18 protein-coding genes are annotated in these 25,211 nt (G+C 40.3%); 9 read left to right on the top strand and 9 right to left on the bottom strand.

Annotated features, from left to right (window positions below; all coding sequences use genetic code 11):
* The first annotated feature begins 141 nt into the window (after positions 1 to 141).
* The 3 genes from AC27JR_RS04185 to AC27JR_RS04175 all read left to right on the top strand — a co-directional run bounded on the left by AC27JR_RS04185 (position 142) and on the right by AC27JR_RS04175 (position 6,259).
* Positions 142 to 1,533 (top strand): PhoH family protein, encoded by a 1,392-nt coding sequence (locus AC27JR_RS04185; protein WP_487172869.1) that lies wholly within the window; start codon positions 142 to 144, stop codon positions 1,531 to 1,533.
* A 66-nt stretch (positions 1,534 to 1,599) separates the two neighbouring features.
* Positions 1,600 to 5,370 (top strand): PAS domain-containing hybrid sensor histidine kinase/response regulator, encoded by a 3,771-nt coding sequence (locus AC27JR_RS04180; RefSeq protein WP_487172868.1) that lies wholly within the window; start codon positions 1,600 to 1,602, stop codon positions 5,368 to 5,370.
* Complete coding sequence (locus AC27JR_RS04175; RefSeq protein WP_487172867.1) at positions 5,360 to 6,259, top strand: GGDEF domain-containing response regulator; 900 nt, start codon at positions 5,360 to 5,362, stop codon at positions 6,257 to 6,259. Before AC27JR_RS04180 ends, AC27JR_RS04175 begins: the two co-directional genes overlap by 11 nt.
* Positions 6,260 to 6,272: 13 nt before the next feature.
* Here the strand turns inward: AC27JR_RS04175 and AC27JR_RS04170 are convergent, their stop codons facing one another.
* Together AC27JR_RS04170 and AC27JR_RS04165 are read right to left on the bottom strand one after the other, a co-directional pair.
* The gene (locus AC27JR_RS04170) at positions 6,273 to 6,653 is read right to left on the bottom strand and encodes a DUF3192 domain-containing protein (protein ID WP_178956578.1); all 381 of its coding nucleotides are present in this window, start codon (positions 6,651 to 6,653) and stop codon (positions 6,273 to 6,275) included.
* Positions 6,654 to 6,827: 174 nt separating this feature from the next.
* The gene (locus tag AC27JR_RS04165; RefSeq protein ID WP_487172866.1) at positions 6,828 to 7,772 is read right to left on the bottom strand and encodes a D-2-hydroxyacid dehydrogenase; all 945 of its coding nucleotides are present in this window, start codon (positions 7,770 to 7,772) and stop codon (positions 6,828 to 6,830) included.
* 439 nt (positions 7,773 to 8,211) lie between these two features.
* On the opposite strand from AC27JR_RS04165, the gene AC27JR_RS04160 reads away from it, so the two are divergent.
* Positions 8,212 to 9,345 (top strand): 1-acyl-sn-glycerol-3-phosphate acyltransferase, encoded by a 1,134-nt coding sequence (locus AC27JR_RS04160; protein WP_487172865.1) that lies wholly within the window; start codon positions 8,212 to 8,214, stop codon positions 9,343 to 9,345.
* Positions 9,346 to 9,443: 98 nt separating this feature from the next.
* Complete coding sequence (locus AC27JR_RS04155) at positions 9,444 to 9,689, top strand: DUF1289 domain-containing protein (protein WP_036934167.1); 246 nt, start codon at positions 9,444 to 9,446, stop codon at positions 9,687 to 9,689.
* On the opposite strand, the gene AC27JR_RS04150 is transcribed toward AC27JR_RS04155, so the two are convergent.
* Positions 9,686 to 10,384, bottom strand: a complete 699-nt coding sequence (locus tag AC27JR_RS04150; protein ID WP_487172864.1) for a hypothetical protein — start codon at positions 10,382 to 10,384, stop codon at positions 9,686 to 9,688. The two genes, AC27JR_RS04155 and AC27JR_RS04150, sit on opposite strands and share 4 nt — an antisense overlap.
* Positions 10,385 to 10,605: 221 nt before the next feature.
* Here AC27JR_RS04150 and AC27JR_RS04145 point away from each other — a divergent pair, with 221 nt between their 5' ends.
* From AC27JR_RS04145 to AC27JR_RS04135, 3 genes are read left to right on the top strand one after another with little or no spacing between them, the layout of a single operon-like run.
* Positions 10,606 to 10,809, top strand: a complete 204-nt coding sequence (locus tag AC27JR_RS04145; protein ID WP_008113353.1) for a DUF3283 family protein — start codon at positions 10,606 to 10,608, stop codon at positions 10,807 to 10,809.
* 12 nt (positions 10,810 to 10,821) lie between these two features.
* On the top strand, positions 10,822 to 11,229 hold the full coding sequence (locus AC27JR_RS04140) for a GNAT family N-acetyltransferase (protein WP_008467703.1): 408 nt from the start codon (positions 10,822 to 10,824) through the stop codon (positions 11,227 to 11,229).
* Positions 11,230 to 11,247: 18 nt separating this feature from the next.
* Positions 11,248 to 15,753, top strand: a complete 4,506-nt coding sequence (locus AC27JR_RS04135; RefSeq protein ID WP_487172863.1) for an EAL domain-containing protein — start codon at positions 11,248 to 11,250, stop codon at positions 15,751 to 15,753.
* A gap of 23 nt (positions 15,754 to 15,776) precedes the next feature.
* On the opposite strand, the gene AC27JR_RS04130 is transcribed toward AC27JR_RS04135, so the two are convergent.
* Positions 15,777 to 16,721 (bottom strand): ion transporter, encoded by a 945-nt coding sequence (locus tag AC27JR_RS04130; protein WP_076918456.1) that lies wholly within the window; start codon positions 16,719 to 16,721, stop codon positions 15,777 to 15,779.
* Positions 16,722 to 16,729: 8 nt separating this feature from the next.
* Positions 16,730 to 19,396 carry a bifunctional acetate--CoA ligase family protein/GNAT family N-acetyltransferase gene (locus AC27JR_RS04125; RefSeq protein ID WP_487172862.1) on the bottom strand — a complete coding sequence of 889 codons (2,667 nt, stop codon included), beginning with the start codon at positions 19,394 to 19,396 and terminating at the stop codon, positions 16,730 to 16,732.
* Positions 19,397 to 19,822: 426 nt separating this feature from the next.
* Here AC27JR_RS04125 and AC27JR_RS04120 point away from each other — a divergent pair, with 426 nt between their 5' ends.
* A complete protein-coding gene (locus tag AC27JR_RS04120) occupies positions 19,823 to 20,539 on the top strand; it encodes an SIMPL domain-containing protein (protein WP_131691681.1) in 717 nt (238 codons plus the stop codon).
* On the opposite strand, the gene AC27JR_RS04115 is transcribed toward AC27JR_RS04120, so the two are convergent.
* From AC27JR_RS04115 to AC27JR_RS04100, 4 genes are all read right to left on the bottom strand, one after another.
* Positions 20,531 to 21,190: a hypothetical protein gene (locus tag AC27JR_RS04115; RefSeq protein WP_487172861.1), complete on the bottom strand. Its 660-nt coding sequence runs from the start codon at positions 21,188 to 21,190 to the stop codon at positions 20,531 to 20,533. The two genes, AC27JR_RS04120 and AC27JR_RS04115, sit on opposite strands and share 9 nt — an antisense overlap.
* Before the next feature lie 370 nt (positions 21,191 to 21,560).
* A complete protein-coding gene (locus tag AC27JR_RS04110) occupies positions 21,561 to 23,393 on the bottom strand; it encodes a DUF885 domain-containing protein (RefSeq protein ID WP_487172860.1) in 1,833 nt (610 codons plus the stop codon).
* Between the two features lie 84 nt (positions 23,394 to 23,477).
* A complete protein-coding gene (gene hemW, locus AC27JR_RS04105; protein ID WP_138596744.1) occupies positions 23,478 to 24,614 on the bottom strand; it encodes a radical SAM family heme chaperone HemW in 1,137 nt (378 codons plus the stop codon).
* Positions 24,611 to 25,210, bottom strand: coding sequence for an XTP/dITP diphosphatase (locus AC27JR_RS04100; RefSeq protein ID WP_138569545.1), 600 nt, complete (start codon positions 25,208 to 25,210; stop codon positions 24,611 to 24,613). The genes hemW and AC27JR_RS04100 overlap by 4 nt, the downstream gene beginning before the upstream one ends.
* Position 25,211: the final 1 nt, after the last annotated feature.

The raw sequence follows: 25,211 nt of genomic DNA, 5'->3' as shown, positions 1-25,211 counted from the left end.
AAATGATATTTGTCATAAAACAGACTTTTATGACAAATAGACTAAACTCAAATTATACCTAAGTAATTAATCAAGTTTATTAGTCACATTGATTAGTTTATTGGGTATAGCATAAAAATCATAAAACGTAAGGAAAGTGCTATGGGAAAAGCTTCGAACCTTGATAGTAAAATGTATGTGCTAGATACCAATGTCTTGCTTCATGAACCCCTCGCGTATTTGTCATTTCAAGAGCACCAAGTGGTTATTCCAATGACGGTATTGGAAGAGCTTGATCATATTAAAGATAGAAAACACGATGTGAGCCGCGATGCCCGAGTGGCTATTCGAGGGCTTGATGGAGTGCTCAGTCAGGCCTCTCCCGAGCAAATGTTACAAGGGGTTGCACTACCAAGTAATAAACAAGGCGGGTTAACGGGAAGCTTGCTGATTGTAAACGACCATTTATTTGCTGATTCTATTTCTGGCTTACCGGGCAATGAAAACGACCATCGTATTATTAATTGTGCGGTGCACTTACAAAATCAGCACAGCGATAAAAAAGTCATACTGGTTACTAAAGATATCAACATGCGCTTAAAAGCCAAAGGAGCAGGGCTTAAATATGTTGAGGATTACCGTACCGATCAGCTCATTGACGATATAGCTTTGCTTACCAGCGGTTATAAAAAAATTGCCGGTGATTTTTGGCAGCATGTTGGTCAGTGCAACACTGAACAACATGGTCGCGAAACGGTTCATCACATCCCTAAGGATTTAATTCCGGATGTGTTTTGTAATGAATATTTACTTGATGATGGCGATCAGTTTGCCGCAAGAGTTAAATCCTATGACGACGAGCATATTACTATTAGAGATATTGGTGCAGAGCGACTAATGCATCAAAGTGCCTGGGGAATAAAGCCAAAAAATATTTACCAAGCAATGGCGCTTGATGCACTGCTCGACACTTCTATTGAATTGGTAATACTTACTGGTCCTGCTGGGTGTGGTAAAACGTTATTAGCCATGGCGTGTGCACTGGAAATGGTCATAGAAAAAGGTATTTACGACAAAGTCATTGTAACCCGTAATACCCCTGAAATTGCTGAATCAATAGGCTTTTTACCTGGCACTGAGGAAGAAAAAATGGCGCCATGGTTAGCGGCGATCACCGATACCTTGGAGGTGTTGCATAAAGGAGATGAGAACCCAATTTCGAGTCGTAATTACATTATGGAAAAAGCCAATATTCAGTTTAAGTCGGTGAACTTTATGCGTGGACGAAGTATTCAAAATGCGGTGGTGATTTTAGATGAAAGCCAAAACTTAACAGCGTCTCAGCTCAAAACCATTATTACCCGCTGCGGTGAAGGAACTAAACTCATTTGTACCGGAAATTTAGCTCAAATAGACAGTAATTACTTAACCGCAGTTACCTCAGGGCTTACTTATATTGTAGAGCGATTTAAGCATTTTGAAGGCGGTGCTACTGTTAATCTTAATGGTGTGGTAAGAAGCCGACTAGCGTCGTTTGCCGAGGAGAATTTATAACTTGCGCTTAACACCTTGGCTCGATAGTCTACTGTTTGATTTTTGAGCCAACAATTGGGCGAGTCGTTGAATTTTTTACCGTTAAAACATTATCACCGCTCTGTTTTTGTGGCGTTAGCACTGCCTTTATTAGTGGCTTCTTTTTTGTGTTTGCATTTTTATAATATAAAAATGGAACGCGCAATAACAAAAAAGACCACTGATTTTAATGCATTATCGGCGCAGCTTGATCATGATATGCAAGCAATGAGTGATTTGCTTGATGAAATGTTTGTTATGTATAACAAGCAAACTTTTCTTGTAGAAAATCATAGTCTCACAGCAAACATTGACCAATATGAGCATTACTACTATCGTCAATTTGACCATTTAAACGGTGAAATTGTAGGTAAAGGTCAGTTTAGTTCTTCTGAGTCGGCACTGTTACAGTGGCAGCAGGTCATATCGCTTGCACCCTCTTTTAATACCACCTTAGCGCTGCTTTCATCTGTGCATTCTGTTGCGTATGTTGATGAACGTGGGTTTGCATACTTAACTCGGCGCGAAAATACTCAAAATAATATATTTACCCCGCTATTGAATGGCGACTTTAAACCCTTACCATCAGCAGCCAAATTGGCTTCGAGTGCAGTCATTAATCTAGGTAATAAAGCATATTTTGCGATTGGCCGTCAGCGTGAGCGAAATTCATCTGATTATATTATTTTAATTTATGACTTGCAGGCCATCTCTGGCTGGTTAAACAAAATCACCTCTAAGCAAGGTGAATATGTTTTTATTAATCAAGCAAATCAAATTATTGCCAGTTCACAGCAGTCAATTAACCAAGCAATAAATTTTTCGACATACTGGCCTCAAATTAATACGCGCTCACCAAAGCGTACAACCCTGTCTAAACCGCTTTTTTTAATTCAACCCTCAGATCAAACCCCGATTCATTTAGGATTTCTTGCTGATGAGCAAACACTGACCAGCAGCCTTGTGCAAGAAGTGGTGTTGGAGTTTATTTCATTAGCGTTATTTTTATGCTTGATGTTTTATGTCTTTTTTTGGTTAAGCAAGCGTATATTTATCAGACCTATGACAGAGCTAATGCGTTACTTAGAACATCATAACGATGACAACTCGGGATATTTAAATTACAAAATACCATTAAATTGGCAACCTTGGTTTGCTAGGGTGAAAGCTATTTTTGCGAAAAATGAACGTTTAGTTATTTCATTGCAAAATGCTAATAAAAAGTTAGATGAGCAGGTGCAGCTCAAATCTGAAAAATTAAAACATAGCGACCAAGCAAAAGAGCGGCATTTAGCTCTGCTAAATACAGTACTTAACAGCGTGCCTGACTTTATATATTTTAAAAATACAGACGGCACCTTTTTAGGTTGTAATAAAGCATTTGAGCAGTTTATAGGTAAGAGCCAAAGCGAACTTATTGGTCAACAGGTCCACAGTGTTAGTCATAACTACGAGCAAATTAAGCTGCTGGAACAGCAAGCATTACAGCATAAAATGCAAATTCAGCAGCGTATAGACGTTGCTAAGCAAACTTATCAGTTAACGATTGCTCCGTTTTATGATGAACAGCGCCAATTGCTAGGCACTATGGGAATTGGTCGCGATATTACTGCGCAGCAACATACTCTATATGCATTAAAAGAGTCGGAATCTAAATTTAGAAGTGCCATTGAATTTGCTGCTAATGGGGTGTTTTTACTTTCACTTGAGTACGCTATTTTACAGGTTAATAAAGCCGCGCGAAAACTGTTTACCAAACATCATCAATTAACAGATACCCCGTTTGATACACTATTTAGTGACACGCAGTGGCAAGAACTCGAAGCCTTACTGCAGCAACTACTGCACAACAAAAAACAGGTGTTTCATTTAACTTTTGCGCACACTCAATTAAATGCTTGGTTGCAGTTGAGCATGTCATTAATTTGGAATGAGAATGCTCAGCCGCTATATTATGTTATTCATATTCAAGATGTTACTGAGCTGACTAAAGCCAAAGATGATGCAGAGCGAGCCACTTTGGCTAAAAGTCGCTTTATTGCTAATTTAAGCCACGAAATACGTACTCCCCTCAATGCCATACTTGGGTTACTAGATATGTTAGCAGAGCATGGATTAACGCAGCGACAATTGCAACAGACCAGCCAAGCGACGTATGCAGCCAATAATTTATTACAAATGCTAAATAGTATGCTTGATTTTGCGCGTGTTGAAAGTAATGAAGCAACGCTGCAATTAGCGCCATTATGCCTAGTTGATTTGATTGATACCTGCGAAAGCTTAATTTTGCCTTTATGCCAAGCTAAACAGATACAGCTACAAATTGATATCGATCCACATATTTCCCCCTTTTTAGTTGGCGACACCATTCGTTTGCAACAAGTGTTGGGTAACTTATTAACCAATGCCGTTAAATTTACTCCTGCAGGCAACGTGACATTAAAAATGCAGTTACAGCCAAGTAGCCGTGATGATTTACAGCGTATCTGTTTTGGAGTTATAGATACTGGTGAGGGAATTGCTCAAGCCGATCAGCGCCGTTTATTTGATGCCTTCACCCAAGGCGATGAATCATCCACTCGTCAACATCAAGGGGTGGGTTTAGGGCTGGCGATTGTAAAACACAGTGTGGCATTAATGGGCGGGGAGATTTCACTTAATAGCGATAAAGGACAAGGTTGCCACTTTTACTTCACGCTCGATTTAGCGACCGATACTAGCAAGCTTGGCTGTGATGAAAATAAGTTATTAGTTATTACTAGCGCTAAAAGTACGTTACTTAATCAAGTAATTAAAGCGCATCCTGTTATTAATAACCAAGCGCTTAATAGGGCAATCGCTGAACCAGAATGTTTGCTGCAAGCGCACACAATAATCATTGATGCGTGTGAGCTGTCGGCCTTTTTAACACCAAAAATAAAAACAACACTGCGCACAGCTACTATTTCAGTTGTTGTAATTGCGAATAATCAAGACGAACAGCCACCAATAAATGACTCTTTTATTACCCAGTTCTTACCCTCAAGCGCACTTGCACAGCGATTACTTAATTTAAGCTCGCAAAAAATAACGAAGGTAATTGAAAATAAAGCGCAAAAACCGCGTGATAAAGTCGCAGGGATATTAGTATTAGCGATAGACGATAATCCATTGAACCTTGATATTATTAGCAGTATTTTGAGTCAAGCCGGAGTAAATATTGTTACGACCAATGACCCGCAAAAAGGGATTGAATTGGTGAGTGTATTACGCCCCGACTTAGTCTTAATGGATATTCAAATGCCCAATATTGATGGCTATCAAGCGACTGAGATAATACGCCAACAGTTTGACGCTCAGCAATTACCTATTTTTGCATTAACTGCGCATAGTGAACCAGCCGACATTGAGCGTTCACTCAATGGTGGGATGAATAAACATTTAACTAAGCCTGTGGTTGCGCCAGTTTTATTTACAGCAATGGCTAGCCTTGGTATCACAGCGCCTCGTTTTTTTGATAAAGCCTTTGCTTTGTCTCAGTTTGACGATGATCACTCTGTACTGCACAGTATGTTGGACAAGTTAGCGACATTAAGTGAGTCATATTCAGCTGAGCTTCAAAACAACAACCCTAGTATTGAAATGGTACGCTTAGTGCATAGTTTAAAAGGGATAGCAGGAAATTTAGGTTTTAACCGATTATTATTGTGTGCTCAACACACTGAGCAGGTATTAAAAGCGGGCGGCGAGCACGCCGCAGCTGCAATTAAAGAATTAATAATACAGTTAGAGCAAGTGCAAATTTATATAAAAAGTTTAGATGTAAGCAATGATAAATAAAGCAAAAATATTAATCGTAGATGACGATGCGCTTAACCGAATCATTTTAGAAAAAACCTTAAGTGATGAGCATGAGATTTACTTAGTGACAAGTGGTGAAGAGGCGTTGGCATTTGTTAAGCACACACAAGTAGATTTAATTATTTTAGACATCATGATGCCTGGCATGAATGGTTACGACGTGCTGGTGGAACTTAAAGAAAGCAGTTTAAGCCATGCCATCCCCATTATTTTTATCTCAGCGAATAGCGCTCATGAAGACGAAGCAAAAGGCTTAGAGTTAGGCGCAATGGATTACATTGTTAAGCCATTTTGTGCCTCAATTGTTAAAGTGCGTGTGCGCAACCAATTACTCATTAAGCAAAAAAACGATTTATTAGAAATGCTTGCGTCTATTGATGGTTTAACAGAAATACCGAACAGACGTTATTTAGATGAAAATTTAGAGCGAGAGTGGCGAAGAAGTAAGCGTAATAGCTCCTCCATGTGTGTATTGCTTATCGATATTGACCACTTTAAGCGCTATAACGACTGTTACGGTCATCGTGCTGGCGATGAGTGTTTAAAAACAGTGGCGCAAACGTTAGCTGCGCAATGTGAGCGCGGCAGTGATTTTGTTGCCCGCTATGGCGGAGAAGAGTTTGTAGCAGTATTACCAGAAACCAATAAGCAAGGTGCTATTGCGTTTGCTAATAAATTACGTAAAGCCATTAATGATTTGAATATAGAACACAATGCATCGCTAAATGCTTCACATATTACTATCAGCATTGGTATTGCTTCAAGTGAGAGCAGTCAAGCATACACTGAGAAAGCGTTGTTAGAAGAGGCTGACTCAGGCTTATATAATGCTAAGAAATTAGGGCGCAATCAAATTAGCGCCCAATAGTATTTGCGATGGCTTAATTTGTCAGCATCAATAACGCTGAACTACCAATACCCACTAATTTATCATTTTTGAAAACGAGCGGTGTACATTCATCTTTGGTCATTTTTCCATCTGAATGAATGCTGTGTGTTGCGTAGAACAAGACTTGGTAAACATCATCCTGTTTTTTTAATAATTCAGTGAAGTTAGGTGTTTTTAGTTGGTTTAATACCGACTGATACGAGCTATCCATTGCCAAGCCTGAAATGATTTCACGATTGTTTTTATGTGTTGCCTGCCAACTTGAAGAGCTATTACCTGCCCAATGACCCTCTGCTTCGCCATCTGATACAGCGATTACACAACCTGTTAAAAAAGGAGCGGTAAGTGCAGCGATTAAAAGTGTTTTTTTCATTTTTTATTACCCTAGATGATTAATTAAGAATAATACAGCAAAGACTAAGCCAGTTTTTAAATCATTAAAAATCAATGGGTTGATTTTGTTGTGCGTGGTGGGTTAGTGGCTTTTTTAAAATATAAATCTAAAAAGCCACTTTTTAGTAATTTTGACTAAGTTACTTTTACGGCATTAAACCAAGCGGTTACGAGTCTCGTGTTGACTAAATGCTGCAATATTTAAACTCACTTCTTTTACTAAGCGCACGATAGATTCAGTGCTCGCCCACGCGATATGCGGAGTAAGTAGTAAGTTATCACCGGTATAATTAGCCAAAGGGTTAGTTAGCTCAGCGGGCTCTTTGGTAAGCACATCAACGCCGGCACCGGCAATAATATTGGCTTTTAATGCTTCAACTAAGTCAGCTTCATTGATAATCCCACCGCGTGCGGTATTAATAATTAGCGCAGTTGGTTTCATCATTTTTAATTCATTAAGCGTAATTAAGTCGCGCGTTTCATCATTAAGTGGGCAGTGAACGCTAATAATATCCGCTGTTTTTATTGCTGTTTCAAACGGGGTGCGTCCTTTGCGACACGCTGCGTCTTTGCGCTCTGCAATAATCACATTGGCGCCAAACGCTTCAGCCACTTTAGATACTGCATTACCTAAAGTGCCACCACCAATAATGGCTAATGTTTTGCCCTGAAGGTCATTAAAGCTGTAATCCAGTCGGCAAAACATCTCACTTTTTTGCCATGCGCCTTGCTGACAATCTGCTTGATAGCGGTGAGTATTACCTAATAAGTTAGTGATCAACGAAAAGGTATGCTGAACAACAGAAGGGGTTGAATAACCGGCAACATTAGTAACTGCAATGCCTAAGTCTTTCGCGGCATTTAAATCAACATTATTAGTACCCGTTGCACTAACACAAATGAGTTTCAACGATTTTAATTGCGTCATTGTGTCACGATTAATCACCACTTTGTTAGTGATTAAAACCTCTGCATTTTGGCTATGCGCTAATACTTGCTCAGGGCTAGTTAGCTGATGTACGGTGAGATCTCCAAGTGCTGAAATACCATCAAGTGAGGTGTTTGCCAGTGTTGCGTTATCAAGAATTGTTATTTTCACGGTATGTCCCAATAAGTGTATGTGTTAGAGAGGGAGTAGCCTCTGTAAGCAGATAAAAGATCATCATTTGATTGAATGTTATGGATTTATTTAGACTTAGCTTATTGTGTTCACATTAGCAGGTGTAAAGCCATATTTAAATGTGGTCTGCCCACTGAGGGTTAACTTGCATGTTATTATGATCAACTGCCTTGCTAAGTTAACTTGAACAAAGTGCTATTAGTAAGGTCTATCCATTTGAATTAATAATTAATAGCTATAGTTTATACACATGAGCAGTTAATCTGACAATGATGCTCAGTACTAAACTATAACGCTATGAAAACTCAGTAAATCGAACTTTAGTATTGCTAGTTTCGTATTTTTGCTTGAGTTATAATCAAAATCAGACATAACGGGGCGTTTTCGCGCGTCGTTTTTAACTTTGTAGATGCAGTAAATGATTGAATTAGAAGATAAGTACGCAGATATAAGACCTTACAATGACGATGAAGTTGCCGCCTCATTAACGCGATTAATTAACGATAATGCGTTTCTTGATGTGATAGCAAAGTATAATTTGCCACGCTTTATATCCGTAGTTGGGTTTTTAGCACGCGCTATAATAAAACATCAGTTGCGTAAAAAGTGGGGCAAAGTTAAAACAGTTGAAGATGTACAAAACGAAGTTGCGCATTATTTAAATAAATTAGTAAAGCGCACCACATCAAACGTTACCTTTTCGGGCTTAGAGGCGTTAGACCCTAATCAAGCCTATCTTTTTGTTTCAAACCACAGAGACATTGTACTTGACCCTGCATTGGTTAATTGGGGCCTTTATCAGCATAAAATGAAAACAGTGAGAATTGCGATTGGTGATAACTTACTGCAAATTCCTTACATTACTGAGCTTATGCGTTTAAATAAAAGCTTTATTGTAAAACGCTCAGCCAAAGCGCCAAAAGAGATGTTAAAAGCGCTTACTCAGTTATCGGCTTACATTTATGACTCACTCAGCAGTGGGCATTCTATTTGGATTGCTCAAAAAGAAGGCCGTGCCAAAGATGGCGTAGATCAAACCGATCCCGCACTGTTAAAAATGCTGCAACTAAATGGACGCAAACAAAAGAAAGAATTTGGCGAATACATTAAAGAGCTAAAAGTGGTGCCTGTTGCAATCTCTTATCAATACGAGCCATGTGCAATAGCCAAGGCAAAAGAGCTCTACCATAAACAGCATCATGGTAAATATGTGAAATCAGCGGGTGAAGATATTGCCAGCATTGTTGAAGGCTTTAGTTCAGCCAAAGGGCATGTGCACTTATCCTTTGGTCAACCAATTACATCGCATTGCGACAGTGCCGATGAATTGGCAAAAACCATTGATAAACAAATAATTGATTCTTTTTACTTACACCCAGGCAACTACATTGCGGGTGGTTGTACTGAAGCGGTAATAAATAAAAATGATGCAGCACAGTTTGCAGAGCGACTGGCAAAGGTACCAGAAGAATTAAGACCTCTGGTATTAGCGATGTACGCCAAACCGTATCACAGAAAAACACAAGTAGATGAACAAAGCTGTGAACATTAATTAACAGCTAAGATAAAAGCAGCAATTAATTTGCTGCTTTTTTTTTGCACAAAAATAGCGCTATACTCAAGCTATGCTTTTATATACCGGAGGGTTTTATGCAACAAATTGAAATATTTGATATTCCTAGCCCTTGTAAAGGTATTTGCTTGGTTAATAATCGGGGTTACTGCAAAGGATGCTATCGCAGTCGCGATGAGCGATTTTCGTGGAATTCGTTAACCAATGCGCAAAAAAAGAAAGTGTTGAGCTTATGCCAACAACGCTATAAACGTTATTTACAGCAAAAAAATAAAGCTGCGCAAGCCGCTTCGCCAGCACAGCAGCAAGGCTTTGATTTTTAAAACTGTGGCTTGTATTTTGATCTGAGTTTAGCGACTGTGCCGTTGTTGTGTAACTTCTCAAGTGTAGCCTCTAGCTGCTGGACAATACTCGCATGGCTGTTATGTAAATAATGATATAGCGGGTAGGTAGCAACCACTTGCTTTTCATAGCAGCCTAAAGCGGGAGGAATAGTTTTATTGGCCATTGCAAAATCAATCAGTAATGCGGCTTGTACTTTTTGCTGGATCAGTAAATTTAGCTGAGTGGTATGATTTTTTACTTCAATAACCTCGCCTTGAAAATCAATGCTGTCTAAATATCGCTGTTGTACAGGGTAGCTGGCTATAATGGCAACGCTATCGATTGTTTTAGTAGAGCTGGGCTCACAGTGTTTATAAAGCTCAAGGTTAAATTTAAATAACGGATAATTAACTCGAATTAAATTTTTGTAGGCACTTTCAATACTAATATCCCGAGCAAGCTGCCCAGCTAACATGCCATTATTTGCTGCAAATAATGCATTCTGGCGATTAAAATCAATAATATTTAATTTAAAGCCCATATCTGCATACGCTATTTGTAAAAGTTCAATAGTATAATTTGCTTGCTGGGTGTTCTGCGGGCGATTAAATGTATAACTGTAACTATGGCCAAATGACGGATTACTAAAAACTAAACCTATTAATACCAGCAATCCTTTACAGTATTTAAACACGTCAGCACTTCCTGTCTTTTGGGGCAAATGGATAGGCGAGTATAATAACAAATTGGCTGTCTTTTGCCCAGTTTCTAGTCATAATCTAGCAGAGCCTATCATTAACAATTATTGATACCCTGAGATTATTTAAAGTAGATTCTTTTTATTCATTATAGAGTTAGTTTATTATAAGTTTAAACGTATAATCAGAGTTTTATCAGGCCAGTAAAGGAGGGAATATGAGTTATAACCTGTGTGATTTACCGCGAGAGCAAAAGTATCAAATTCAGCTAGATTACGAAGCTTCATTTTGGGCATATCAAATTAAGCGCGGCAAGAAAACGCGTGAGCAAGTTTATGACACCCTGCATAGCCGCCCGGTTGCAGAGCAAGGGTTTTTAAAGCAAAAGTTTGAGCAATATTTGGCACTTATGCTTAGTTAGAGTCTGCTTGCTATGATTGTTATTAAACAATTAGAACCAGTTAAAACTCCCTTAGTAAATAAGTTTTATACTTTGTATAAAGTTCGCGGTCGCGCCAATAAACAAGACCAACTGTGGGTCGCCTACGATAACCACACAATCATTGCGGCGTGCCGGTTACAACACAAACCGACTTTTTTATTTTTATCGACTGTTTTTGTGGCTCCTGCATACCGTTCCACTGGTGTGGCAACAAAGCTGTTAAGCACGCTTTTAAGTCAGCAAACCGACGCTGTTTTCACCTTCGCTTATCAACATATTACTGATTTTTATCAGACACTTGGTTTTAACCAGGTGTTAACATATACTCCTGCATTATTAACGCTATTTGATGCATATAAGCACCGAAATATTATCGCATTAAAATATCAGCAACCCTAAATCAGTAATAGGAAACACATGGGCATCAGTATTAATAGGTTTATCACAGCCATGTTTATGCTATTTATGCTCATAAGCGTTGCTGCAACAGCGCAAGTAAAACGGCTATCCCCAAGCGAAGGGTTATCTCAAAGTTACGTCAATACTATGCTTATCGATAATAATGGCTATTTATGGCTCTCTACTGAAGGGGGGCTAAATCGCTACGATGGCTATCAGGTTATTCCAATTAACGGCCCTAATGGTGAGTTAGAAGAAGCTATTATTGATCGCATATACCAAGATCCAGAAGGGCAAATTTGGATTGCTTCCTTATTAGCAGGGTTGTTCAGGTATGACCCGCAAACAGATACTTATCAGCAGTATTTAAAAAAACCAGTGACAGAAGAGCAAATTCTTCAGCAGTCTGTTTTTACCATGTTAGCCACAGATAACAAAACCTTGTGGGTTGGACAAGGGCGAGTGTTTGCACAACTCGATATAGCCAGTGGCTCAATTACTCCTTTATTTAAGCTACCTGAGCAATTTGAAAATGCGTTTGTGCGTACCTTGTTTCATTACAATGGCTATATCTTTATTGGTAGCACAGACGGTGCTTATGTATTTAACATTGCAACACAACAAGTACGTCCGCTAGATCATTTAAGCGAAACCGATGTGCATATTTATCAAAACAATGTGAAGTCATTTGCACTAGGTGGTAATAACCAGTTATTGGTTGGAGCGGTTAAGGGCTTATACGCTGTTGATATTAGCAATCTAGAGGCACTATTTAAGAATAGTGAGCAGGCATTTACAAATGAAAAGCTACTGGCTGATTTGAATGTTTGGGATATAGATAATCAGCAGGGGGTTGTTGATTTAGCAACAGACAAAGGCCTTCTCAGCTTTAATTTAACCACCAAAACGGTGGTTAAAAATAAACGTATTCAACAAAGTAAATACACCCTTGCCGATACCAGTATTATTGATATGGTAAAAGATAAATCAGGCGGTATGTGGCTTGCGACTAAAACTGATGGTGCTTTTTATTTATCGGGTGATAACTATAAATTTTATAATGTAGAGGGCAGTGCTCTGGGAGGAGATGGATTTTCACATCACTCCGTCTGGGCAATTAAACAATTCCAAGATAAGTTATGGCTAGGTACACACAATGGTTTAACAGCGGTTGATATAAAAAATAACACCTCAAGGGTGTATTTAAAAGATTATAAAGTTGATTTACTAACCACTGAATTTACCGTTTTCAAAATTATGCCTTACAAAAATAAACTCTGGTTACACTCAAACCGAGGGCTATTTATTTTTGACCCACAAACTCAGCAGCTTACCAAGCCTGAAACTGTCAGCCCCGAGAACCAAGTTTTTTTAAATGACTGGATGCATGGCATTACCTTGCTAGCAAATGGCGATTTATATTTTGTTCATCCTGATCATGGCATGTTTAAATATAATATTGATAGCCGGATTTTAACCCCATTAAAAGGCGAGTTTTCCCAATTTGACCCATTTTTAGCGCATGGCTTTTTACCGCCATTACCCTCACAGCCGCAGTGGCCGTTATTTTTTAGCGGTGGAGTGTTATACCAATTTAACCTGGATGAGCGCAGTTTAAACACCCTTTATAAAGTCCCCAAGCATCATGACAATGTTGCTGTGAGTATTCTTTCTTACGTTGAAGATAAGCAAGGGATACTGTGGCTTTCTTTATCTAACTTTGGTTTGATTGGAATTGATGCCAGCACTTATGAATTAGTACACACTATTGATTTAGATAAAAATAAACTAGGTACTCTATTATACGATATGGTGCTTGATGAAGAGGGAATGATTTGGATGAGCAGCCATAAGGGAATATGGCGATTAAACCCGAGCACCATTCATTTTCAGCAATTCACTACATCAGATGGGGTGCTTTCTGCTGAATTTAATAGTGGTGCTATGGCTAAATTAAATGATGGACGAATTGCCTATGGTAGCCTTAAAGGCTTTACCTATTTTGATCCTAAAGATAATAAAAATAGCCAAGGTTTATTAGATCACGTCAACATTACCCGTATTAATTTAATGTCTCGAGACTTGTCGCTTAATTTACAACAGCCATTAAAAAATATTATTTTAAATCATGATGATATAGGGCTTGAAATTGCGTTTTCAGCGATGTCATTTAGTTTTCAAGAACGTATTATTTACGAGTATCAGCTCGACAAGGGTAAAAAAAGTTATACCCGTAATAATCGCGTGGTGTTTCCTAAATTAAATCCCGGTAGCTACCAGTTAAAGGTCTGGGCAAAGGATCCGCTGACGGGGGAGTATACCCCACCAGCAACGTTAAACATTAAAGTGAAATACCCGTTATGGCGCGCCCCTTACTTTTTAGCACTGTATGCTATTTTATTGATCACTGTAGTGACTGCATGGGTGATGAGACGTAATAAAATACAGCGTATTTTATTAGCTGCACACAAAGAAAGCCAAGATAGCGAGGCACGTTTAAAGCTTGCGCTAGAGGGAAGTGAGTCGGGTGTTTGGGATTGGCAAGCGAGTCAATTAAATATTTATCAGCCTAGATTGGTCAACGAATTAGGTTATGAGGACGACTCAGTCAGTTTAGATGACTACTTAGACAAAGTTCATCCACAAGAGCGTGCCATTTTTAGGTTGGAGTGGTTAGAATTTTTATCAACCGACAAAGGATACTTTAACTGTACTTACAGACTACGTCATGCCAAAGGTCATTGGCGCTGGTACAAAGACTTTGGCAAAGTGGTTGAATGGGATGAAACAACACCGCAAAAAGTAGCGGGTACGTATACTAATATGACACGTGAAATGGTGTTTGAAGAACACGCTCGATTATTTACCGCCGCGTTTGAACAAACCCGAGATTGGGTATTTATTTTAGATAAAAACTTTAACATACGTGCTTCAAATAAGTCGCTGCAAACAGCTTTTGCTGTATCGGCAGAGCCTCGTTCAACTCGCTCGCTTAATTTAGGCATGACTCGCAGCAGCTATTTTGACTATTTACGCATTATGCAAAAGCTTGAAGTAGGCGAGCACTTCTCATGTGAAGATACTGTGGTACTGGCTAATAAAGAGCAGCGTCATGTGTTAGTTAAAATAAGCGCTGTAGCGGATGAAAGTAAAAGGTTGAGTAGCTATGTGGTTATTTTAACGGATATTCATGCGCAAAAATCAGCTGAGAACGAGCTGCATCTATTAACTAATTACGATTCATTAACGGGCTTGCCAAATAGAACCTTGTTTAATGACCGAGCTGTGCATGCCATAGATCAAGCGCGTCGTCATAACAGCAAAGTCGCTTTATTACACGTTAATATAAAACGCTTTAAATACTTTAATGACTCATTTGGTACAGAAAACGCCGATGAAATCATTAAGCTGGTGGCAAACCGTTTAAAAACAGCATTACGCCCCTGCGATAGCATAGCGCGTTTAGGTGGTGATGAATTTGTTATTTTAGTTGAAGACATTCAGCAAATAGAAGAAGTGTTACTTATATGCACCAAGCTTATGGATTGCGTGAGTAAAGACATTGCTATGAATAACCAAAATGTAAATGTGCACCTAAGTATTGGTGTGGCGCTTTTCCCTGATGACGCCCAGCACTATAAAGCGCTGTTAAAGGCATCAAATGTGGCGCTCTATTATGCTAAAGATGGCTTAGAAGGGTGTTACAAGTTTTACAAACAAGAGATGAATCAGCGAGTTGAAAGAGCGCTGCATTTAGAGTCGCAATTGATCAAAGCGTATCACGAGCACGAATTTTGTAATTACTACCAACCTATAATTAGTACATCTACACAAAAGACCGTGGGCTTTGAGGTGTTACTGCGCTGGCCTGAAAACCAACTCGCCAGTACCCAAGAGTTCGCAAATGTGGCTGAAAATATTGGTTTAATTACCAAAATAATGCTGCAAACATTTAAGCGAGCACTTGTACAATTGGTGCGTTGGCGCACAGTGAACCCCAATTTATATTTATCAATTAATCTATCTGCACTTGATTTTGAGTTTACAGGGCTTGTACCTGAAATTAGTCAGGCACTGAGTAATGCGGCACTGCCGCCCGAGGCTATCGTGTTTGAAATAACAGAGTCTATTTTAATGCGAGACTCAGACTATGCGCTTAAAAATATGGATGCACTAAAGCAGCTTGGATGTAAGCTATATATGGATGACTTTGGAACGGGTTATGCCTCATTAACGTATTTAAAGCGCTTCCCGATTGATGTATTAAAGATTGATCGTAGTTTTGTGCAAGATATTGGTATTGATTCAGATAATGAAGCGATTATTCAATCCACTCTGACTTTAGCCAGCAGTTTAGGTAAAGAGTGTATTGCTGAGGGGGTTGAAAGCGCGCACCAACTGGCCTTTTTAAAAGCTCAAGGCTGCAGCTACTTTCAAGGTTATTTGTTCAGTAAAGCGGTGCCTAAAGAGCAGGTGCTTGAGCTCATTGAACGCGATTGGCAGCCTGTATTTTCACAAGCTTAAAATACCGCTTTATCTATATTTAATTAAGGCCGCTTACCACAATGACGACAAAATAAGTGTGAGCTGCGTTTATTAAGCTCCGCTTTTATCGCTTTATTAGCCTCTAACTTACTTAACCCAAGTTTGTAGCGAAGATCTTCTAGGTGATGTAACTGCTCGTTAGTGAGTTTACCATCGGTTATTTGCTCATGGGTGGCATCTTCAAATAGCTGGCGACGTTTGCGTATTTGCTCTGAAAAGCTCGATGCCAATAAACCAGTGGGTATAGCCACCATGCCCATACTTACCAGAGTGATAACGCCACCGAACAGTTTACCAATAGGTGTTATAGGTACAACATCGCCATAGCCTACTGTAGTAAGTGTTGCCATTGCCCACCACATTGCGGCCGGAATTGAGCCGAACTTGTCTGGTTGAATGTCATGCTCTAATAAATAAATACCGCAAGAAGCTAAAATAAGCACCACCGACATAATAAAAAATGCGGCTAATAATGAACTTGATTCATCAATAAATGCCTGTAATAACAACTGCATTGCCCGAGAATAACGAGTCAGTTTAAATACGCGTAATAAACGTAATACGCGTAAAAAACGCAAGTCTAAAGCAAAGAAAAACATTAACAAGCTTGGCAAAATGGCGATTAAATCGATGATAGCTAGTGGTGAAAAAATATAGCGGATCCGCTTTTGCGTATTGGAGCAATTCATAGAGGCATACTTTACTCTATCTACACAGGTCCAAGCGCGTATTAGGTATTCAGCACTAAATATGGCAACCGATACCAGTTCTAACATCAAAAACTCGTTATAGTATGCGGTAGCAATGCTGTGAACTGATTCGAGTACGATGGCCACTACATTTATCATAATAATAGTGATTAGTAGGGCATCTAAAAAATGACCGGCCCGTTGGTACTTTCCTGACGCTTCAAATACTTGATTAATGGTTTGTCTGAGTTTTTGCATAATAATTATTACAATGTGAGCAGCATGTTGATACTGCCTTCTTCAAAATCACGACTAATTTTAAACCCGAGTTTACGAGCTAACTCAATCATGCCGGTGTTTTCAGGGAGGGTGATCCCCTCAACGGTTTTTACCCCTTGGCGTTTACAATGAGAAATTGCTGCATTCATTAAAATACGCCCTAATCCAAGCCCTTGGCAATCAGAACGTACTACAATAGCAAACTCTGCTTGTAAGTTATCAGGATCCATAATCACTCGCGAAACCCCTAATGTCTGTTGTTGCTCGTCTTGTGTTTGGGTAACAATAAACGCCATTTCGCGGTCGTAATCAATTTGTGTCATTTTAGCGAGTTGATCGTGGTTAAACTGAGGCAACTCACCAAAAAAGCGCTTATACCTATCTTCTTTGGTTAATGACTGATCAAACGCTTGATGTGCTTGCTCATCTTCAGGTTTAATTGGTCTGAGCGTTGCTAAGGTATCATTTTTTAAGGTAACCGTTTCAACCAGCTCAATGGGGTAAGGGCGAATAGATAAACGTTTTCGGTGTGCCTGAATTTGATATTGGCTCAAGTTCATGGTGGCATCAAGTACTAAAAACTGGCCATTACTAGCTAAAATAGGATTAAGCTCTAATGAGGTGATATCCGGTTGATCAACCACTAATTGAGAAATTCGGGTTAGTAGTGAACACAAACGATATTTATCAACTTTTTCAGGTAGCACGCGATCTTTAAGCACGCCTTTATCATGGGCAGCGGCAATTAAGTATTTAGCTAGGTTCATATTCAATGGTGGCAAAGCGACTGCAGCCTGTGCATATTCAAGCCCTGTACCAGCTTCACCTAATAAAATAACTGGGCCAAAATTAGGCTCGGTTTTAATGGCTATACGCAGCTCGTTGGCGCCTGCTCGAGGTGCCATTTTTTGTAATGAAAAACCATCTATAATGGCATCAGGGTAGGTGTTTTTTATTCTTAACAGCATGGCAAATGCGGTTTGTTCTACCTCTTGCGCATCATTGAGGTTTAGTACGACACCCCCGACTTCAGACTTAGAGGGAATACTGGGACTGATCAGCTTTAATGCCACCGGAAAACCTAGCTCTATTGCTTGTTCTTTGGCCTCAGTTGGAGTGTAGGCAACTTCAGTTTGAATACAGTCAATGCCGTAACTACTTAAAATATGACTTGCCTGATGGGTCGATAAGTAATGCTGCTCATCAGCTAAAAACTCTTTTATAGTCGCTTTCGCTGCCGCTTTATTAATAGTGGCATCGTCAGTATTTGATTCTGGTGTTTGAGTTAAATGCTTTTGGTTACGACGGTAGCTTACTAGGTGCATAAAGGCGCCTACCGCACCTTCTGGGGTGCGGTAGGTAGGGATGGCATTATTAGCGCAGATGCGTCTGGCTGCGAAGGCGGCATCTTCGCCCATAAAGTTAGTAATCACATAGGGGCGTGCCATTTTCGGTAATTTATTTAGCGCCTCAACAATAACCTGAGCGTAACTTTCACTTGGGGCCAATGCCGATGGAGTGTGGATGATCAGTAAGTTTTTAACTTCTTTAGCATTTAGTAATATTTCCAACGCATGCTTGTAACGCACTGGCGCCGAATCACCAAATATATCGACCGGATTGGCTGCAGTGTCTGAATGCGGGATCACTTTATTGAGTGCTTCGCGAGTTTCATCACTGAGCTGAGCCAGTTTTCCAGAGCTTTGAATGAGTTCATCAACCGCCATTACTCCAGGGCCGCCACCATTGGTTAATATGGTAAGTTGCTCTACTTGCAGCAACTTAGGATGCATGGCCAAGGTTTGAGTGGCGGCAAAAAGCTCACGTAAGTCGTTTACTCTTAGCATCCCCGCGCGTTGAAACATGGCATCATATACTGCATCGGAGCTTTGTTTTCCGCCAGTATGTATTTCAGCAGCGAGAGCCCCTGCACTGGTTCTGCCGGTTTTAATAGCAATAACCGGTTTAGAAAATGCGGCTGCACGAGCCGCAGAAATAAAGCTGCGAATATCATTAATATTATCGATGTACAGTAATATGGCTTTGGTTTTAGCATCACGGCCTAAAAAGTCGAGTATTTCGTCAAACTCAATATCTAAACAATCCCCCATAGATACAAAGTATGAAAAGCCAATTTCTTTATTTTTAGCCCAATCAAGAATCGTTGAGCAAACAGCCGCTGATTGCGACACAAAAGCCAGTTTACCTGGCGTGGCAACGGTGTGCGAAAAACTCGCGTTTAAGCCTATATGCGGAATAAGTAACCCCAAGCAATTTGAGCCAAGTAGGGTAACTTTATGCTTCGCCGCGCTCTCTTTAAGTGCCTGTTTTTGAACTGTAGTTAAGCCATCCGCAATAATAATGGCGCTATGACAGCCAAGCGTTCCTAGTTGCTCAATAATTTTCATTAAGGTGTTTTTATTGGTACAGATAACCGCTAAATCAGGCACTTTAGGTAAGGCTTCAATACTGGGGTAAGCCAATACGCCGTGTACCGCTGTATGATTGGGGGTAACGGGCATAATTGGCCCTTTAAAGCCACCTTGAAGTAAGTTTCGCATAACCACATTACCTGCACGAGTGGCGGTGTTTGATGCCCCAATAACAGCGACAGAGCTTGGGTTAAAAAACTGGCTAATACGTTTTAGACTCATTGCGTTTCCTTGGCTGATTAAGTTTTGCGTTCTGTACTGCCTCAATGTAACCTGTTTAATGTGTTTTTTCGAGCGTGAACATGCTTATTATTGATATTAGGGTCTGTTGACCTTTCAAGGTTAAACTTGCAGCAGTCTGTTTGGTATTTAGGCAAGGCAGCGCCTATGTGGTGTGTTATTCCCCATAAATAGGCGATAACGCAGCATAAATGCCAAACAGGCGCTGCCCGAAGGGTTCTGCCTAGGGGCGATTTACTCTTTGTTGCCTACATGGATGTAGGTAAGGGGCGTGAGCAGGACGCGGAAGCTTTGCTCGGTTTTTACTTAGCCCACTAGGTTACAAACCTCGCGCCGCGATTAAATCGCCCCTAGTTTGAACAAGTTTTAATCCGCAAAGGTCAACAGACCCTAATCAAGGAGAGTGAAGTGAATAAAATATCGAATGTAACCGTTGTTATGGCAGCAGTTTGTTTAAGCATCGGCTTAATTGCATTGGGCTTTATTATAAAAGGAGCCGCGCTTGATATTAAAGGTATGGAGCGTACAGTTCAGGTAAAAGGTTTAGCAGAGCGTGAAGTGGTCGCTGATACTGTTATTTGGCCGCTGCAGTTTAATGATGCCGATAACAACCTTGAGCAGCTAGTTGAGCGAGTTGAGCAAAAAAACGATGCCGTAATTGCCTTTTTAAAGTTACATGGCTTTGACGATGAAGAAATATCGACAGGCACTCAATCTATTATTGATAAGCAAGCGCGTGAATACGCGAACGACAACCAAAAATTTAGGTATGTTATTAGCTCAAATATTATTGTGTACTCTAATGCCCCTGATAAAGTTAAAAACGCACTGAGTAAAGTGAGCCAGTTAGCTAAGCAAAATATAGCCATAGTGCAAGATAACTATCAAACCCGTATCGAATATCTATTTACTGGGCTTAACGATATAAAACCTGCCATGGTACAAGAGGCCACAGAAAAAGCCCGTGAAGTAGCAAATAAATTCGCGAAAGATTCAAACTCCCTTTTAGGTAAAATTAAAACCGCACGCCAGGGGCAATTTAGCATTAGCGATCGGGATTCAAACACACCGCAAATTAAAAATGTTCGCGTGGTTACCAGCGTAGAATATTACTTATCAGACTAGTGCCGCTATTTGCTCAGTAGAGCGCTGTAAATAAGCGGCGCTTAGCAGCAAGGTTATGTCGCTTGGGGGGGGATTTTTTAATGCCTCAAGCAATTGTAATTTTGCCGTAGGATTTTGTTTTTGTTCTATTTCCATTAATGCCAGTAAGGCAGAAAACTCATGTTTTACCGGTATGCTGGGCTTATGTGCATAAGCGATATAATTGGCCACCGGAGTCAGCCCGTGCTGATTGGTTTGCGCCAATGCATGCAGTAACTCTTCATTCGATTCAAATAACATTAACGAGCGAACATAGTTAAAAGGCAATTGGCTCGGCGCTGCGTGCTTAAACACATTATGCAACACGTTATTGCCGTGCTTATCTGTACTGATAAAGCCTTTATTTAATTTAAGCGCAGGGGTAAAAAAGCTCAATGCATCTAAACTGGTTAGCTGTTCAATAAACAGCGCTGGTGGCGTATTGCTCGCTAAAATTCGCACGGCAATGTTTTGCATAAAATCGTATTTAATACTCATGCGTAACGCGCTCTCAAACAAGTAATTAAGCTGCATCACTTGTTGTGCGTCAGTGAGCTTTTTAAAGTCGTTATCAAGCTCATCAAACTGTTGTTGTTTAATACGCGCATTGAGTAGCTGTATGCTTAGATCCATTCTGTTCTCCTTGAATACCTACTTTATCCTAGCTTAATTCTTTGCTTTATAAAACAAAAGGCCGCAATTGCGGCCTTTTATATGTTTAAGTAGTTACTAGGGTCTGTTTACCTTTGTGGATTAAAATTTGTTCAAACTAGGGGCGGTTTAATCGCGGCGCGAGGTTTGTAACCTAGTGGGCTAAGTCAAAGCCGAGCAACAAAGAGTAAATCGCCCCTAGGCAGAACCCTCCGGGCAGCGCCTGTTTGGCATTGATGCTGCGTTATCGCCTATTTATGGGGAATAACCACACCACATAGGCTCTGCCTTGCCTAAATACCAAACAGCCTGCTGCAAATTTAACCTTGAAAGGTCAACAGACCCTAGATAATTAAGCTTGTTTGCTAGCAACCCACTCATCAACAAAGTTTTCTAGTACGTTCAATGGTACAGGGCCATTTTTAAGCACTACGTCGTGGAACTGACGAATATCAAACTTGTCGCCAAGCTGCTTTTTAGCTGCTTCACGTAGTTCTAAAATTTTCAGCATACCCACTTTGTAAGCCGTTGCTTGTGATGGCATTACAATATGACGTTCAACCATTTTCACACCGTCAGAAGTGGCGTTAGGAGTATTGTTAACGTAGTAATCAATACCTTCTTGGCGAGTCCACTTCATTGCGTGAATACCGGTATCAACCACTAGACGACAGGCGCGCCATAACTCCATAGCTAAACGACCAAAATCTGAATACGGGTCTTCGTAAAGGCCCATTTCTTTTGGTAGTAACTCTGAGTATAAACCCCAACCTTCAATGTAGGCTGTGTAACCACCAAACTTACGGAACTTAGGCACGCCTTCTAATTCTTGTGAAATAGCAATTTGCATGTGATGACCCGGAATACCCTCATGATAAGCGAGAGCTTCCATTTGGTAAGTTGGCATTGCTTCCATGTCATAGAGGTTGGCGTAGTAAATACCTGGGCGTGAACCATCTGGCGCAGGTTGTTGATAAAACGCTTTACCCGCCGCTTTTTCACGGAAAGCTTCAACACGTTTTACTATCATGTCGGCTTTTGGCTTTACAATAAACAGCTCATCTAAGCGTGTTTTCATGTTATCAATTAAGCCTTTAGCTTCACTTAGGTACTGCGCTTTACCCGCTTCAGTATTAGCAAGGTAAAATTGCTTGTCGGTTTTCATAAACTGCATAAAGGCGTTTAAGTCGCCCTCAAAGCCAACTTTATCTTTAATGGCACGCATTTCATCATGAATACGTGACACTTCGGCAAGGCCAATGGCATGAATTTCTTTTGCAGTCAGGTCTGTCGTTGTCGTACGTTTAAGCGCGTTATTGTAAAACGCTTCGCCATCAGGGAATTTCCAAGCACCGTCACGGTTATCAGCACGTTTTTCTAGCTGTGCAATGTAGTTAATTAACTTAGAGTAAGCAGGTTTAACTGCCGTTTTTAATGCTTCAGTCGCTTTACTAATAAGTGCATCTTTTTCAGCTTGGTCGATTTCTAATGCATTTACTTTGCGTTTAAAGTCAGCTAAAAGCGTAGAATCTTCACCTTGTTCAAACGGCGCACCTTTAATGATGTTTTTGCTTGAATCAATCACGTGTGGAAATACAAATTTAGGCGCGATGATGTTTTTATCGGCGCGAATTTCTAAGCCGGTAATAAGTTGATCAAATACACCCGGCACGCCATTTAAACGAGCAATATAATCGTTTGCTTCTTTTACGTTGCTAATTTGATGCTGGTTAATTAAAAAAGCCGGCACCATAGAGTGCGTACCAAACATTTGGTTTACTGGGTAGTTATGGTAACGCCATTTAAAATCAGCAATGCTAGCTTCTAAATCTTGTTTTTTTAAATCATAACTTACTTGAGTAGCTGCATCTAATCGCGCACGGTCAATGCTGTTAAGCGTGACCAAATCGGCTTTAGTTTGTGCCAAGTCTTTAAGCGCTTTTTCTTCGCTGTTGTCATCCCATTTATCGTAATCTTTTTTGATGCCCATGTAGGTTTGATAAACTGGGCTGCTCATTACATCACGATTAAAAGTGTCTTCAAAAAAAGCATTCGCTTTATCAATTTCACTTTGTACAGGTTGAGCTTGAACCGCAGGTGCAGGCGTTGATTGTTGTGTTGCTTGTTGGCAACCTGCAAGCAGTGCCACGCTTACCGTGGCAGCAATTAGAGTAAGTTTACGCATTCGTTTCCCTTTTGTTGTTAGAAACCCATTAGGGTATTTTAATTTTTCATGTATTTACTTTACATGCGCATAACGCCAAAAGCGTTATACGAACAATTCTAGCAGGTCATTTAAAAAGCGATGGCCTTTAAGGCTTACTTGCCAATGGCCGTCTTTTTCTATTAATAAACCTGTGTTAATAGCTTTATTTAAAGCCGCTTGTTGGCTTTGTAATGGCTGATTAGTCAGTGCACTGTAGTCTTCAATCGGGCATGGCTCTGTTAAACGAAAGCGATTCATAAAAAATTCAAACGCTAAGTCATCTTGCTCTACTTGCCAGCTTTTGTACAAGTAGGGCTTAATAATGTCCATGTAGCCCCGTGGGTGTTTAACCTTTTCAGTGCGTGTTATCACCCCCGTTTTCGCATCAGTAACCTTACCATGGGCGCCACAGCCAATACCAAGATAATCGCCAAACCGCCAATAATTCAAGTTATGTTGGCATTGAAAGCCTGGTTTTGCATATCCTGATATTTCGTATTGCTGATAGCCTGCTTGTGCTAATAATGCTTGGCCTTGTTCTTGAATATCCCATAAGGTTTCATCTTGTGGCAACGTGGGCGGTTTTGAAGCAAATTGCGTATTAGGCTCAATGGTGAGCTGATACCAAGAAATATGTGGTGGGCTCAGGGCAATGATTTGTTTTAAGTCACTTAGTGCGTCATCGAGGGATTGCCCTGGTAAGCCATGCATTAAATCAAGGTTAAAGCTATTCAACCCTGCTTCACTAGCTTGTTGTGCTGCATAACTGGCTTCATCGGCACCATGAATTCGGCCTAAGGCTTTTAACTTATCATTTTGCATGCTTTGCACGCCAATAGAGATACGGTTAATCCCTGCTTTTACATAATCTTTAAAACGGCCAGTTTCGACTGTGCCCGGGTTTGCTTCAAGGGTTATTTCACAGTTATCGCTTAAACCAATTAGGTTATCTATTTCATTGAGTAAACGGGTATATGCCGCGCCGGTTAATAGGCTTGGCGTGCCGCCGCCAATAAAAATACTGTGAATTTTTCGCCCTTGTACTAAGTGTAAATCAGCTTTTAAATCGTCAATTAAGTGCTGTACATATTCAGCTTCAGGGATGTCACCTTTTTGCCCGTGGCTATTAAAGTCGCAGTAAGGACATTTTTGCACGCACCAAGGCACGTGCACATATAAACTCAGTGGAGGAAGGTTCACAGGCCGCCTTTGTGTTGTAACTCTTGTAGTAATTTATTAAGTGCTTGTCCACGGTGGCTTAATGCATTCTTCTGCTCTTTTGTAAGCTCTGCACTGGTACAATTTTCTGATGGTACAAAAAAGATAGGATCGTAACCAAAGCCACCTTTACCGTGTTGGCTAAGGGTAATCTCACCTTCCCAGCTAGCACTGCAAATAAGTGGGGTAGGGTCGTCAGCATGACGCATTAGTACCAACACACACCAAAAACGAGCGCTGCGATTAGGGTTATTGCCTAAATCAGCCAGTAATTTATCGATATTATCTTGATCGCTTGCGCTATTTCCTGCAAAACGAGCAGAGTAAACACCGGGTGCGCCATTCAGGCCATCAACTTCTAAGCCTGAATCATCTGCAATAGCAGGCAGTCCGGTAATTTTAGCCGCATGACGCGCTTTAATTATCGCGTTTTCTACAAACGTGGTGCCTGTTTCGGCAACGTCACTGACATTAAAGTCGCTTTGCGGTACAACATTAATATTAAGTGAGCTGAGCATGTTAGCCAGCTCGTTTACTTTTCCGGGATTGCCGGTTGCAAGTACTAAGGTGTTGGTCATA

The sequence above is a fragment of the Pseudoalteromonas sp. NH0006-26 genome (assembly GCF_057552415.1).
Note: the sequence above shows the minus strand (reverse complement) of the source record. Positions and strands in the feature narration are given on the sequence as shown.

Bases quoted from the DNA above. Each gene is read 5' to 3' on its own strand.
- AC27JR_RS04100 (WP_138569545.1), bottom strand. From the start codon at position 25,210: ATGACCAACACCTTAGTACTTGCAACCGGCAATCCCGGAAAAGTAAAC.
- AC27JR_RS04160 (WP_487172865.1), top strand. From the start codon at position 8,212: ATGATTGAATTAGAAGATAAGTACGCAGATATAAGACCTTACAATGAC.
- AC27JR_RS04185 (WP_487172869.1), top strand. From the start codon at position 142: ATGGGAAAAGCTTCGAACCTTGATAGTAAAATGTATGTGCTAGATACC.
- AC27JR_RS04115 (WP_487172861.1), bottom strand. From the start codon at position 21,190: ATGGATCTAAGCATACAGCTACTCAATGCGCGTATTAAACAACAACAG.
- AC27JR_RS04155 (WP_036934167.1), top strand. From the start codon at position 9,444: ATGCAACAAATTGAAATATTTGATATTCCTAGCCCTTGTAAAGGTATT.
- AC27JR_RS04170 (WP_178956578.1), bottom strand. From the start codon at position 6,653: ATGAAAAAAACACTTTTAATCGCTGCACTTACCGCTCCTTTTTTAACA.
- AC27JR_RS04145 (WP_008113353.1), top strand. From the start codon at position 10,606: ATGAGTTATAACCTGTGTGATTTACCGCGAGAGCAAAAGTATCAAATT.
- AC27JR_RS04125 (WP_487172862.1), bottom strand. From the start codon at position 19,396: ATGAGTCTAAAACGTATTAGCCAGTTTTTTAACCCAAGCTCTGTCGCT.
- AC27JR_RS04175 (WP_487172867.1), top strand. From the start codon at position 5,360: ATGATAAATAAAGCAAAAATATTAATCGTAGATGACGATGCGCTTAAC.
- AC27JR_RS04140 (WP_008467703.1), top strand. From the start codon at position 10,822: ATGATTGTTATTAAACAATTAGAACCAGTTAAAACTCCCTTAGTAAAT.
- AC27JR_RS04135 (WP_487172863.1), top strand. From the start codon at position 11,248: ATGGGCATCAGTATTAATAGGTTTATCACAGCCATGTTTATGCTATTT.
- AC27JR_RS04130 (WP_076918456.1), bottom strand. From the start codon at position 16,721: ATGCAAAAACTCAGACAAACCATTAATCAAGTATTTGAAGCGTCAGGA.
- AC27JR_RS04110 (WP_487172860.1), bottom strand. From the start codon at position 23,393: ATGCGTAAACTTACTCTAATTGCTGCCACGGTAAGCGTGGCACTGCTT.